The organism is Pseudoclavibacter sp. CFCC 13611 (assembly GCF_008831225.1).
GTDB lineage: Bacteria > Actinomycetota > Actinomycetes > Actinomycetales > Microbacteriaceae > Pseudoclavibacter_A.
In genome coordinates this window covers 722,752-734,925 of record NZ_WBKE01000002.1, presented here as the reverse complement: position 1 = coordinate 734,925, position 12,174 = coordinate 722,752, and the positions used below count along the sequence as shown (strand labels likewise).

The 12,174-nt window shown below is 65.2% G+C and carries 11 protein-coding genes and 1 tRNA gene; 4 read left to right on the top strand and 8 right to left on the bottom strand.

Features of this window, described 5'->3' with window-relative positions; translation table 11 throughout:
• Nucleotides 1-95: 95 nt before the first annotated feature.
• The 6 genes from F8O08_RS07620 to F8O08_RS07595 form a co-directional block, all read right to left on the bottom strand.
• Nucleotides 96-344, bottom strand: a complete 249-nt coding sequence (locus tag F8O08_RS07620; protein WP_158031408.1) for an acyl carrier protein — start codon at nt 342-344, stop codon at nt 96-98.
• A 68-nt stretch (nt 345-412) separates the two neighbouring features.
• The gene (locus F8O08_RS07615) at nt 413-1,450 is read right to left on the bottom strand and encodes a beta-ketoacyl-ACP synthase III (protein WP_158037938.1); all 1,038 of its coding nucleotides are present in this window, start codon (nt 1,448-1,450) and stop codon (nt 413-415) included.
• 50 nt (nt 1,451-1,500) lie between these two features.
• A complete protein-coding gene (locus F8O08_RS07610; protein WP_158038215.1) occupies nt 1,501-2,439 on the bottom strand; it encodes an ACP S-malonyltransferase in 939 nt (312 codons plus the stop codon).
• 96 nt (nt 2,440-2,535) lie between these two features.
• Nucleotides 2,536-3,798: a PucR family transcriptional regulator gene (locus F8O08_RS07605; RefSeq protein WP_158037939.1), complete on the bottom strand. Its 1,263-nt coding sequence runs from the start codon at nt 3,796-3,798 to the stop codon at nt 2,536-2,538.
• Entirely contained in the window at nt 3,791-6,517 is a 2,727-nt protein-coding gene (gene aceE, locus F8O08_RS07600; RefSeq protein WP_158037940.1) for a pyruvate dehydrogenase (acetyl-transferring), homodimeric type, read from the bottom strand. Before aceE ends, F8O08_RS07605 begins: the two co-directional genes overlap by 8 nt.
• Before the next feature lie 345 nt (nt 6,518-6,862).
• The gene (locus tag F8O08_RS07595; protein WP_225733412.1) at nt 6,863-8,470 is read right to left on the bottom strand and encodes an APC family permease; all 1,608 of its coding nucleotides are present in this window, start codon (nt 8,468-8,470) and stop codon (nt 6,863-6,865) included.
• Between the two features lie 142 nt (nt 8,471-8,612).
• Between F8O08_RS07595 and F8O08_RS07590 the strand changes: the two genes are divergently transcribed.
• The 4 genes from F8O08_RS07590 (at nt 8,613) to F8O08_RS07575 (ending at nt 10,733) form a co-directional block, all read left to right on the top strand.
• Nucleotides 8,613-9,461, top strand: a complete 849-nt coding sequence (locus F8O08_RS07590) for a siderophore-interacting protein (protein WP_225733605.1) — start codon at nt 8,613-8,615, stop codon at nt 9,459-9,461.
• On the top strand, nt 9,461-10,000 hold the full coding sequence (locus F8O08_RS07585; RefSeq protein WP_158042966.1) for an ECF transporter S component: 540 nt from the start codon (nt 9,461-9,463) through the stop codon (nt 9,998-10,000). The genes F8O08_RS07590 and F8O08_RS07585 overlap by 1 nt, the downstream gene beginning before the upstream one ends.
• Nucleotides 10,001-10,010: 10 nt before the next feature.
• Nucleotides 10,011-10,484, top strand: coding sequence for a redoxin domain-containing protein (locus tag F8O08_RS07580; protein ID WP_225733414.1), 474 nt, complete (start codon nt 10,011-10,013; stop codon nt 10,482-10,484).
• 175 nt (nt 10,485-10,659) lie between these two features.
• Nucleotides 10,660-10,733, top strand: a tRNA-Val gene (locus tag F8O08_RS07575).
• Nucleotides 10,734-11,034: 301 nt separating this feature from the next.
• On the opposite strand, the gene F8O08_RS07570 is transcribed toward F8O08_RS07575, so the two are convergent.
• Together F8O08_RS07570 and F8O08_RS07565 are read right to left on the bottom strand one after the other, a co-directional pair.
• On the bottom strand, nt 11,035-11,529 hold the full coding sequence (locus F8O08_RS07570) for a recombinase zinc beta ribbon domain-containing protein (protein ID WP_158042965.1): 495 nt from the start codon (nt 11,527-11,529) through the stop codon (nt 11,035-11,037).
• Nucleotides 11,530-11,805 carry a recombinase family protein gene (locus F8O08_RS07565; protein ID WP_192497733.1) on the bottom strand — a complete coding sequence of 92 codons (276 nt, stop codon included), beginning with the start codon at nt 11,803-11,805 and terminating at the stop codon, nt 11,530-11,532.
• Nucleotides 11,806-12,174 lie beyond the last annotated feature (369 nt).

Genomic DNA, 12,174 nt, shown 5'->3' with positions numbered 1-12,174 from the left:
GGCGGGCGCGGCGACGCGTCCAGATGTGGATGCGCGTCGCCGGCGCCGCGAGTGGGTGGCCGTGCACCTGTGGCGACGGCCGGCGTCAGCCGAGCCTACTTGCTGGCGTTGACGATGAAGGTGACGGCGTCGCCGACGGTCTTCAGGTTCTCGATCTCTTCGTCGGGAATCTTCACGCCGAACTTGTCCTCGGCGTTCACGACGATGGTGGTCAGCGAGATCGAGTCGATGTCGAGGTCGTCGGTGAACGACTTGCCCATCTCGACGTTCTCGGCCGGAACACCGGTCTCCTCGTTGATCAGCTCGGCCAGGCCCTTGAGAACCTCATCCTGAGTGTGTGCCATTTTCTTCTCCTTCTGTGTGTGACGAAAGCCCGGTCGGGCTGCCGCGATGCGAATGTCGCCGTTTGAGACTAGGGGAGCGCCACGACCTGTGCGCCATAGACGAGCCCAGCGCCGAAGCCGATCTCGAGCGCAAGGTCGCCGCTCTTGACCTCGCCGGCATCGATCAGCGCACGAGTCGCGATCGGAATCGAGGCCGCGGAGGTGTTGCCGCTGTGTGCGATGTCGCGCGCGATCACCACGCTCTCGGGCAGCTTCAGCTGTTTGGCGAACTCATCGATGATACGCATGTTCGCCTGGTGGGGAATGAAGACGTCGATGTCATCAGGGGTGAGACCTGCCGCCTCAATGGCCTGCCGGGCGATCTTCGCCATGTCCCAGACCGCCCAGCGGAACACCGTTCGCCCCTCTTGGCGCAGCGTCGGCCAGCGGTTGATCTGTTCGCCGTCATGCTCGCCGAAGCCGGTGGCCTCGCCGTAAGCGACGCCGTCGCGGTACTCGAGCAGCGAGTTCGTCATGTGGATGGTCTTCCAATGCGAACCGTCCGAGCCCCAGATCGTCGGCGAGATGCCTGGAGTCTCGCTGGGGCCGACGACGGCAGCGCCTGCGCCGTCGCCGAGCAGGAACGAGATGGAACGGTCGGTCGGATCGATGACGTCGCTGAGCTTCTCTGCGCCGACGACGAGCACGTTGTGCGCGAGGCCGCTGCGCACCAGCGCGTCAGCCTGGCCGATGCCGTAGCAGTAGCCGGCGCACGCGGCCGAGATGTCGTAGGCGGCGGCCGGCGTCGAGCCGATCTGATCGGCGAGCCAGGCTGCCAGCGACGGGGTCTGATAGGGGTGTGTCACCGTGGCGACGATGACGGCGTCAATCTCGGTCGGATCGATGCCTGCGTGTTCGATGGCCTGCTTCGAAGCGGCAAGCGTGAGATCGCTCAGGGTGACCTGGGCCGAGGCGCGGCGACGGTCGATGATGCCGGTGCGCTGACGGATCCACTCGTCCGACGACTCGATGGCCTCGACGAGATCGTCGTTCGTGACGACCTGGTCGCCTCGAGCTGCTCCGATGCCGCGGATGCGAGCGTACTTGGCTCCTTCAGCGGTGCGCATGACTGTGCTCAATGCCGTGTTCCTCACTTCGTGTTCTGCGGTTGCGATGATCAGTCGTCGAGGTGGTCGGCGATCAGGTCGGCTGCTGGTGCCAGGTCGTCAGGGGTCACGATCGCCTTGCTCGGCAGCCCCCGCAGTTCGCGTTTGGCCAGTCCGACGAGGGTGCCGCCGGGCAGCAGCTCGACCATGGCGGTGACGCCGTGCTCGACGAACGAGGCCTGGTCGGCGTCCCAGTGCACGGGCGAAGCGACCTGGCTGATGAGCAGATCGAGGTAGCGCTGACCGTCAGGCACGACCGTGCCATCGGCGTTGGTCCACAGTGGCCCGGTGGGGTCGCTGGTGCCGAAGGTGTCGCGCAGGCCGAGCAGGTGCTCGCGGGCCGGCTGCATGTAGGCGGTGTGGAAGGCGCCCGCCACCGAGAGCGGAATCACTCGGGCACGAGCCGGTGGCTCCTCGACCAGCTTGGCCACAGCGTCCACCGCACCGGCGGCGACCAGCTGGGCTGCGCTGTTGAAGTTCGCGGCGGTCAGGCCGAGCGCGTCGAGACGGGCGAGCACCTCGGTGCGGTCGCCGCCGATCACGGCTGCCATGGTGGTCGGCGTCGCCGCCGCGGCCTGTGCCATCGCCTGGCTGCGTTCGCGCACGAAACGAGCAGCGGTCTCAGCGGTGAACACACCAGCCAGAGCTGCGGCGGTGATCTCGCCGACGGAGTGCCCCGCGTAGCCGAACGGTGCCGAGTCGACACCGCGAGCGGAAAGCTCGGCTGTGAGTGCCTGAGCACTGATCAGACCGGCGGCCACGATGAGCGGCTGTGCGATCGCGGTGTCACGAATCGTGTCGGCGTCAGAGACGGTGCCGGCCTCGACCAGATCGATGCCGGTGGCCGTCGAGAGCTGCTCGGCCAGTTCGCGGAGTTCGGGACGTTCAAGCCACGGCGTCAGAAAGCCGGGCTTCTGTGAGCCCTGTCCAGGGCAGGCGAGAAGAATCATCGTCTCCATCTTTGTCGACATAGACCCCAGTATTGTGTGGAGAATCCGCACGAAATCGCCTGGAGCCCTTTAGCAGGAACCGATAAACAGCCGCAATCACTCATGGGTGTCATTGATGGCACCGAGAATCAGCGCCGTCTGCAGAATGAGCGCGTCGCGTGGCTCGGTCGGATCCCAACCGACCACCTCTGCGATGCGACGCAGCCGATAGCGCACCGTGTTGGGGTGCACATAGAGAGCCCGAGCCGTGCCCTCGAGCGAACGACCGCTCTCGAGATAGGCGCGCAGCGTGCCGAGCAGGTCGGTGGTCTGCTGCACCAGCGGCAGATAGGCGCGCTGAATCAGCGTGACGCGTGCCAAGGGGTCGCCGGCAAGCGCACGCTCGGGCAGTACGTCGTCGGCGAGTGTGGGCCGCGGTGCCGACTGCCAGCCAGCGACCGCGGTGAAGCCGGCCTGGGCTGCCTGGGCCGAGGTGCTCGCCTCGAGCACCGTTGGAACGGGCGGGCCGATAACGATCGGACCGTCGCTGAAGTGCGACATCAGGCCGCTGACGACCCGCTGCACTGAGAAGGCCGCCGAACGTTCCACGCCCTCTTCGTGCTCTGATTCAGCGAGCACCAGAACGAGCCGATCTGCCTGCACGCCCACGAGCAGCTCTGCGCCGAGCTGACGGGCCTGACGGCGCAGCTGGTCGAGATCGGGAACGCCGTGCACCGAGGCGATCACGGCGTTGACCTCGCCGACGGCCTGCCAGCCGAGAGCGGCCACGCGACTGGGCAGCTCATCGGCCGACTCACCGTTCAGCACCGAGTCGACCACCAGTGCCTCCAGGCGGTCGTCCCACTGCCCACGCGCCTCGGCCGCCTTCGCATACACATCTGCGGCGGCGAAGGCCACATCGCGCGAGTAGGTGAGAAAGGCGAGTCGCAGCTCGGGGTCGTCCGAGGTGAACTGCTCCTGCACGACCGAGATCACGACCTGCACCAGTTGCAGCGTCTGCTGCAGCGAGACCGACCGAATCAGCTCTCTCGGGGCGTTGCCGAAGATGTCGGCCGCGACCCACGCATCCGCATGAGGATGCGATGCCTCGGCCGACGTCGGCTCGCTCTCGGCGGTGCCGGAGTCGCTCGGGAGGCCGCGACTGGCGAACCAGTTAATGAACGACTGGATGCCCGACTGGGCGACCAGACCGATCGCCGAGCGCCGGGCGGGCGGCAGCGCAGCGTACCAGGGCAGGGTCTCGTCGAGACGCTGCAGCGTGGCCGTCGCCATCTCTCCGCTCACTGAGCGCAGTCGGGTCAGCGTCTGTGAACGATCGCTGGCCCGACTGCCACCGCCCGCGGCGGTGTGATCACTCATGCGCTGATTCAGCCTCGATCTCGGGTGACGGGATGTTCAGCAGGTCGTAGCGAGTGATGGCCTCGGTCGCGGCCTGTCGGCTGACGACGCCCTGTTCGGCGAGCTGCTGCAGCATGCGCACCACGATCGACTCAGCGTCGATCTTGAAGTAGCGGCGGGCTGCGGCGCGGGTGTCGCTGAAGCCGAAGTCGTCGGCGCCCAGCGTGGCGAAGGGCTGGTCGACGAACTGGCGGATCTGATCGGGCACGGCCTTCGTGAAGTCGGTGACCGCGACGATCGGGCCCTTCGCGCCGCGCAGCTTCTCACTGACGAAGGCGGTCTTCGGCGTCTCTTCGGGATGCAGGAAGTTATGCTCCTCGGCGGCGACGCCGTCGCGACGCAGCTCGTTCCAGCTGGTCACCGACCAGACGTCGACGTTCACGTTCCAGTCATCGGCCAGGATCTGCTGCGCCTGCAGCGCCCACGGCACGGCGACGCCCGAGGCGAGAATCTGTCCCTGCGCCTCGCCGCGAGGAGCCAGCGCCACGCGGTGGATGCCTTTGACGATGCCCTCGACGTCGACGTCTTCCGGTTCGGCAGGCTGCTGAATCGGCTCGTTGTAGACGGTCAGGTAGTAGATCACGTCGGGGTTCGGATGCGTGCCGCCGTACATGCGGTCGAGGCCGCTCTCGACGATGTGCGCGATCTCGTATGAGTAGGCGGGATCGTACGTGATGACTGCGGGGTTGGTCGACGCCAGAATCGGGGAGTGACCGTCAGCATGCTGCAGGCCCTCGCCGGTCAGCGTCGTACGACCGGCTGTCGCACCCAGCAGGAATCCGCGGGCTCGTGCGTCGGTCGCCGCCCAGAGCACGTCGCCGGTGCGCTGGAAGCCGAACATCGAGTAGAAGAGGTAGACCGGCACCATGATCTCGCCCTGCGTCGAGTACGACGTGCCGAGCGCCGTGAACGCAGAGGCCGCGCCGTCCTCGTTGATCCCGACGTGGTAGATCAGACCCTGCGGGCTCTCTTTGTACGCCAGCAGCAGCTCGCGGTCGACCGAGGTGTAGTGCTGGCCGTGCGGGTTGTAGATCTTCTTCGAGGGGAAGAACGAGTCGAGGCCGAAGGTGCGGGCCTCGTCGGGCACGATCGGCACGAATCGCTTCTCCCAGCCCTTCTGTGCGAGCAGATCTTTGAGCAGACGCACGAAGGCCATCGTGGTGGCGACCTTCTGCTTGCCCGAGCCCTTCTTGACCGAGCCGTAGGCCTTCTTGGGCGGCAGGTCGATGTGGGTCGGGTGGTTCTGACGATCGGGGATGTAGCCGCCGAGCTCTGCACGCCGCTCGCGCATGTACTGAATCTCGGGAGCGTCGTTGCCGGGGTGATAGTACGGGGGCGCCCAGTGGTCTTCGGCCTCGATCTGTGCATCGCTGATCGGAATGCGCATGTGATCGCGGAAGGTCTTCAGGTCGTCCACCGTCAGCTTCTTCATCTGGTGCGTGGCGTTGCGGCCTTCGAACGAGGGGCCGAGGCCGTAGCCCTTGATGGTGTGAGCGAGGATCACTGTGGGCGACCCGGTGTGCTCCATGGCTGACTTGTAGGCCGCATACACCTTGCGGTAGTCGTGACCGCCGCGCTGCAGCGCCCAGACCTGATCGTCGGAGTAGTCCTTGACGAGTTCGAGGGTGCGCGGGTCGCGCCCGAAGAAGTTCTCGCGCACATATGCGCCGTCTTCGGTCTTGTAGGTCTGGAAGTCGCCGTCTGGGGTGTCGTTCATCAGCTTGACGAGTGCGCCATCGGTGTCGCGCGCAAGCAGTTCGTCCCACTCACGACTCCAGACGACCTTGATGACGTTCCAGCCCGCACCGCGGAAGAACGACTCGAGCTCCTGGATGATCTTCGTGTTGCCGCGCACCGGCCCGTCGAGTCGCTGCAGGTTGCAGTTGATCACGAAGGTCAGGTTGTCGAGCTGGTCGTTCGCTGCGACCTGCAGCAGACCGCGTGACTGAGGCTCGTCCATCTCACCATCGCCCAGGAACGCCCAGACGTGCTGCTGCGAGGTGTCTTTGATGCCGTGGTTGTGCAGGTATCGATTGGCCTGCGCCTGGTAGATCGCGTTCATCGGGCCGATGCCCATTGAGACGGTCGGGAACTGCCAGTAGTTGTCCATGTGCCGCGGGTGCGGATACGAGGGAAGTCCGCCCGGCACTGAGTGCTCCTGACGGAAGCCATCAAGCTCTTCGCTGCTGAGACGCCCCTCAAGGAACGAACGAGCGTAGATGCCAGGAGAGGCGTGACCCTGCATGAAGATCTGGTCACCACCGCCCGGATGATTCGGCCCGCGGAAGAAGTGGTTGAAACCGACCTCGTAGAGCGCTGCAGACGACGCGTACGTCGAGATGTGCCCACCGACTTCGATGCCCGGGCGCTGTGCGCGATGCACCAGCACGGCGGCGTTCCAGCGGATCCAGCGACGGTACTTGCGTTCGAGCTCTTCATCGCCGGGGAAGGCCGGCTCGTTCTCGGTCGCGATCGTGTTGATGTAGTCGGTCGTGGGGATCATCGGCACGTTCAGCTGCAGATCTTTGGACCGCTTGATGAGACTCATCATGATCTCACGCGCGCGTCCGCGACCGTGGGCCGATACGAGCTCGTCGAGCGACTGCTGCCATTCGCGCGTCTCGTCCACATCACTGTCGACGTAGTCGGGCTCGTACGGATCCTGGCTGTTTACCGCCATCAGTTCCTCACCTTCGTTTGGTTGTTGACCACAGATCAGTGTAAGGGAAGCGACAAGCATCCCAGTGGCTTCGCCGAGCAACCGAATACGATCTGATCGCTTCGGGGATGCGCGGCTCGCGCCGGCGGGAACGCCACAGCAGGTGCCGGAACGCGTCGAACAGCGCGTCACCACTCCACTGTGGAAAGACCCTCTCAGTGTACGGGGTGAACGTGGCCTCCCTGACACGGTGCCCGACGCCGTGTGAATTCACCTGCTCGCTGTGTGCAGGTGCCTGCTCGCTGTGGACGTGCCGTGCCAGTGCTCGCCGTCGCGTCAGCGGACACCAGCATTGACGCAATCGGTTCAGCGACGCGGTGCGCCTTCCGGAGCAGACGCACCGGCAAGGCGCACCGTTCGTGTGACCTCAGAGAATCCGTTCTCCAACAGCTGCTCTGCAGTGAGACCGTCATGGTTCACACGCCGGTGGTGTCGTGCGAAGAGGTACCCAATGGTGTGGGCAGCCAGCAGGACGCCCAGAGTTCCGAGCGTGAGTGATTCCACAGCGAGACGTGAGACGCCCCACTGCTCGCCGAAGTCGTACGGCAGCCCCAACATTTGTTCGAGCACCCCGGGAGCCAACGCCACGAACGAGCCGATGACGATCCAGAAGAGCGTGATGACGGTTGCCACCACAGCACCCCAGCGTCCGCCGGGTACGACGTAGGGGCGTTCGACGTCTGGGAAACGACGACGCAGCCTCAACACCGATGGCAGGATGAGCAGGTAGCTCAGCAGCAGTGTGGTGGTCGCGACTGAGAGCACGACTGAGAACGCAGAGCTCGACGAGCTGGTCGCCACCCACGTCGCCACCAGGGTGAAAGCCGTCGAGATGATGCCTGAGAGCATGTTCACTCTCAGCGGTGTGCCCAGCGCCGTGTTGAAACGCCCGAAATACTGCGGAAAGGCACCATCTGCACCAGAGACGGCCTGCACACGGTCTGAGGCGATCATCCACGCGCTGCCCTGCGTGAGCACGATGTACAGCAGTGCGACGGCCGAGAGCCAGAGCAGCACCGGCTGGGCGGGGCCGTACACGCTGAATGCCTCGCCCAGTGCGTCGAGAATGCCCGAATCGCCGCTGAGCGTATCAGCCGGCAGCACTGCCAGAAGGGCCAGAATCGGCAGCAGGTGGCACACGGCCGAGGTCAGCCCAGCCGCACCGATGGCCCTCGGCACATCGCGTTTCGGGTTGCGCATCTCTTCGGCCGCGCCGTTGGCGGCCTCGAAGCCCAGCAGAGCGAACAACAGCACCGGGGCGATGGTCAAGAAACCGCCAGCTGTCGGTCGCAGAAGCGACGCATCCATCGGCTGCACACCGTGCTGCAGCGCATAGAGCGCAGCAGTGAGAACCAGCACAGCCAGCAGACCGACCTTCACAATGGCCCCGATGTTGATCAGGATCTTGCCGAATCGAATGCTGATGATCGCGATGCCGATCGCCAGCCAGACGAACGTGAGTTTGAACAGGATGTCGGAGAGGCTGCCGGCGGGCAGCGGCGCGATGTGTGCGTTCCACGTGGCAGCCGCGATGAATGCGAGCGAGCCGCCGAGCCAGATCGGGTTGGTGACCCAGTAGAGCAGTGAGGCGAGCCCGCCGGCATAGCGCCCGAAGGCCAGGCGCACCCAGACATAGGGGCCGCCCTCCTGACGGAATGTGCTGCCAGCCTCACTGATGAGGAGGCCATAGGGAAACAGGAATGTGACCGCGAGAATGACCACCCATGTGAGTGATTCAAGCCCACCACCTGTGGCGATCTCGGCAATGGTGTCGATGCCGAGGGTTGCGGCGATCGTGAGGAGCACCATGTCGAGGCGCCCCAGGTGACGACGCAGCCCGTGTGACGGGCCGGCACCGAGTTTCGAATCGACAGTCGTGCGCCGGTCGGTATCGAGTTGAGGCGACGAAGTCACGCAGGGCCTTTCGACAGGAGAGTGGGGATTGCCCTGCGACGATGCCGAGCCGCTACATTGTATCGCCGGGCGCGGGCGACCTCCGGGGTTCCGCTTTGCTCAGCAATGTCAGATGATTGCTGCCATGGCCAGATACAGCACGATGAGAAAACCCACTCGGCAGCAGCTGCTGCGTCTCGAAGTCGTTCGCACCGAGCAGATCTCGGCGCACTGGATGCGTGTGACGCTCGGCGGCGGGCAGAGCGCGCTCTTCGAGCCGATGGGCTTCGACCAATGGTTCCGTCTGTTCATACCGGCCGCTGCGACCGACGATGCGCGTGAGGCGCTCGACCGAGTGCCGGCCAACGCCAACAAGACCATGGGGTACTTCAAGTTCCTTGCGACGATTCCGCAGAGTGTTCGCCCCATCATGCGCAATTACTCGGTGCGGGCGTTTCGCCCCGCAGATTTGACGGCCGGCCGCACCGCCGAGATCGACGTCGACTTCGTGCTGCACGGCTCAGCCGAAGACGGCACCGCAGGCCCCGCCAGCACGTGGGCGCAGAACTGCCAGCCCGGCGACCCCGTCGCACTGATCGACGAGGGCATCGTCTTCACCCCCGAGCAGGGCACCGACCGTGTGCTGCTCGTCAGTGACGAGACTGGGCTGCCAGCGGTCTCAAGCATCTGCGAGTCGCTGCCGGCCGATGCAGTCGGCACCGTCATCGCCGAAGTTCCCGCAGCAGGTGATGCTCTCGACTTCGCGCACCCGGCCGGCGTCGACGTGCGCTGGGTCGTGCGTGAGACATCCGACCGCCCACACGTCAAACCGGGCACGCTGGCACTCGCCGCTCTGCGCGAGATCGAGGTGCCAGCGCCGCCCGTGCACGCGTTCATCGTGGGGGAGCAGGCGCTGCCCACCTCGGCACGCCGCCACCTCGTCGAAGCGGGAGTTCCCAAAGAGCACATCAGCTTCGTCGGCTACTGGCGCATGCCTGCGAAGCAGAAGTGATGAAACGCGTCTCGACGACATACCTGCTCATCTGTGCGGCGATCGGCGTGGCAGGGGCGTTGATCCTGCTGCCGGCGAACTGGGTCTCGACGGTGCTGTTCGCCGCGGCCCCGGTAGCCGGTATGGCGCTGGCCGGCATCTGGCTGCTGCCTGCGGTCATCGCGCTGCGCCTGGTGCGACGGCCCGGTGCCGGAGTGCTCACGGGACTCGTCTCGGGCATCGCACTCATCCCCGCCTCTGGCTACGGGTTCGCCAGTGTCGCGACCAACGTCTGGTGGGCCTTCTTCGCCGAGATCGGCTTTCTCATCCTGGCCTACCGACGTTGGCACACCTGGCAGCACTATCTCGGCGCGGCTCTCGTCGGCGTGCTCTATCCGGTGCTCGCGGCCGAGGTCTATCAGCTGTGGGCTCTGCCACTGAGTCTGCAGATCGCGTTCTTCGCGCTCTGTCTGGCGAGCTGCGTGGTCGGCACCTGGCTCGGCATCAGCGTCGCAGACCGGCTGGCCCGAGCCGGTGTCGCACGAGCGGTGCGGCGCTAGGCTTGGGCGCGTGACTGACGACTGCGCCTCTGAGACACTCGACGCCCCGCACCTCGCGGCGCTGCCGGATTTCGACCTGCTGAATCAGCACGGGGAGTCGGTGCGGCGGTCTGATCTGCTCGGTGCGCCTGCGTTCGTGGTGTTCTATCCGCATGCGTTCACGCCGGTGTGTGCGGGAGAGCTCGATCAGCTCGCCGATGCGGCGCCTGCCTTGGGCATCCGCATTCTGGCCGTCAGCACCGACCCGCAGCCGACCCTCGCGGCGTGGCATGTGCAGCAGCCGCGGCCGTTCGATCTCGTGGCCGACTACTGGCCGCATGGGGGCTTCGCGCAGGCGTGCGATGCCTTCGACGACGTGACGGGTGCGGCTCGGCGCGTGTCGCTGGCGGTGGATGCTGCAGGCGCTGTTCGCGCGCGCATCGAGACCGCCTCGGGGCAGGCGCGGCCGATCGGCTGGTATGAGGAGTGGGCGCGGCGGTTGTGAGCTGAGATTGAGGGCGGGTTTTGCTCGGCACCTGCGCAGATCGCTCGTCACCTGCGCGGATCGCTCGAAATTCGCCGATTTGGAGCGATCCGCGACCACATGGAGCGATCGGCGACGGTGTCTTGAGCGAGTCCGAACCTGATGCACTTCGACTTCGGCTACAGTTGGGTGTCGCGGGCCTATAGCTCAGTTGGTTAGAGCACCTCGTTTACACCGAGGGGGTCGGGGGTTCGAGTCCCTCTGGGCCCACAGTTTCAGGCGTGCGAGAACTCGCGACATGCGTAGGTGTGAGTTCCGCTATGGTGAACGGTTCGGCTAGGCGAATTCTGGTTTCTTCGTCTTGGCTGATCTCGATGCCGTTCGTGAACGCTTAGTTGGAGTGGCGTCGACACTGGTCGTCGGTGCGTGTGAGCGTGTCGAGGTCGATGGCGTCAGCGAAGGGCGCCGCCAGGAACTTGTCGCTCTCGTCCTGTAATCGCTTCCGCGTCGCGACCAGTTTCGCCAGTTCCGTGTTTCGCGCAGCGAGGCGTTCGTCGACCGCGGCCTCGACTCATGCCGCGAGCCCTGCGTACTGCGCTTCGGTGATCGTGATGCTCCGGTAGCAGTCGGTAATGAGGTGCTCCGCAAGCCCGACGGGTATTGCGCGGCGGGTGCAGGTGGTGCGTTTCGAGGCGCGCCCGGAGCAGACGGAGTAGGCGTAGTGGTGGCCTTGCTTGTTGGTGAGGAAGTCGAGTTGGAGGTGTGAACCGCATACGCCGCAGAAGGGGCTGCCTTTCAGGTAGTGGTCGTGGGCGCGCTTGCGCTCCCGCGCCGTCTTGCTGGAGCCCAGCAGGGTGTGGACTCGTTGCCAGGTCTCGATGTCGATGAGGGGCTCGTGGTTGCCGGGGTGTTCTGCGCCCCGGCAACGAACCGTGCCGATGTAGTACGGGTTGCGGAGGATCTTGAAGAACGTCGAACGTCCGACCTGGTGCGGGGCCGGTTCCTCGTCGGCGCGGTCGTGAGCCCTCTCGCGGTGATCTCCGAGTGCAGGTCGAGGACGACACAATCACCGTTCGCGTACTCCTCGAACACCCACCTGATCAGCGGCGCGCGGAGCGGGTCGAGTTCCACGGTGCGGTGCTCGCGCCCTTGGGCATCGCGTTTGCGAACGTTGAAGTCCCCGATGGGTGCGCATCGGGGTGCCGCCGGTGGCGACCTTCTGCCGGAGCCCCTTGCTGACTTCGGTGGTGAGGTTTTTCGAGTAGAACTCGGCGATCGACGACATGATCCTGTGCAACAACATGCCCGACGGGGTCTCGGCTATGCTCTTCGTCGCGGACACCAACGTGACGCCTGCTTCGATGAGGGCTCGTTAGATCTCGACATTATTGAAGCAGTTGCGGGCGAGCCGGTCGACCTTGTGGACGTTGCAGTAGTTCACCCGATGGGCTTTGCGTAGTCGAGCATCCGTTTCAAGTCGGGTCGGTCGGCCTAGCGGGCGGATTCCCTAGCGTCAACAAACTCCGCCACGATGCTTCCGCCGAGCATGTCGGCTTTGCACTGATTTACCTCCCGCTGCGCCGGGATCGAGAAGCCTTCATCCCGACCGCCCTTCGACCCTTGCTCTTTGGTCGAGACTCGTTGGTATGTCATGACCGTCAATGCGGATGGTATCTCAGCCTCGGGTGCTGGCAGTAGAAGAATCATCGTC

Coding starts and splice junctions, on each gene's coding strand:
- aceE (WP_158037940.1), bottom strand. CDS start 6,517: ATGGCGGTAAACAGCCAGGATCCGTACGAGCCCGACTACGTCGACAGT.
- F8O08_RS07590 (WP_225733605.1), top strand. CDS start 8,613: ATGAGAAAACCCACTCGGCAGCAGCTGCTGCGTCTCGAAGTCGTTCGC.
- F8O08_RS07610 (WP_158038215.1), bottom strand. CDS start 2,439: ATGATTCTTCTCGCCTGCCCTGGACAGGGCTCACAGAAGCCCGGCTTT.
- F8O08_RS07615 (WP_158037938.1), bottom strand. CDS start 1,450: ATGCGCACCGCTGAAGGAGCCAAGTACGCTCGCATCCGCGGCATCGGA.
- F8O08_RS07585 (WP_158042966.1), top strand. CDS start 9,461: ATGAAACGCGTCTCGACGACATACCTGCTCATCTGTGCGGCGATCGGC.
- F8O08_RS07620 (WP_158031408.1), bottom strand. CDS start 344: ATGGCACACACTCAGGATGAGGTTCTCAAGGGCCTGGCCGAGCTGATC.
- F8O08_RS07605 (WP_158037939.1), bottom strand. CDS start 3,798: ATGAGTGATCACACCGCCGCGGGCGGTGGCAGTCGGGCCAGCGATCGT.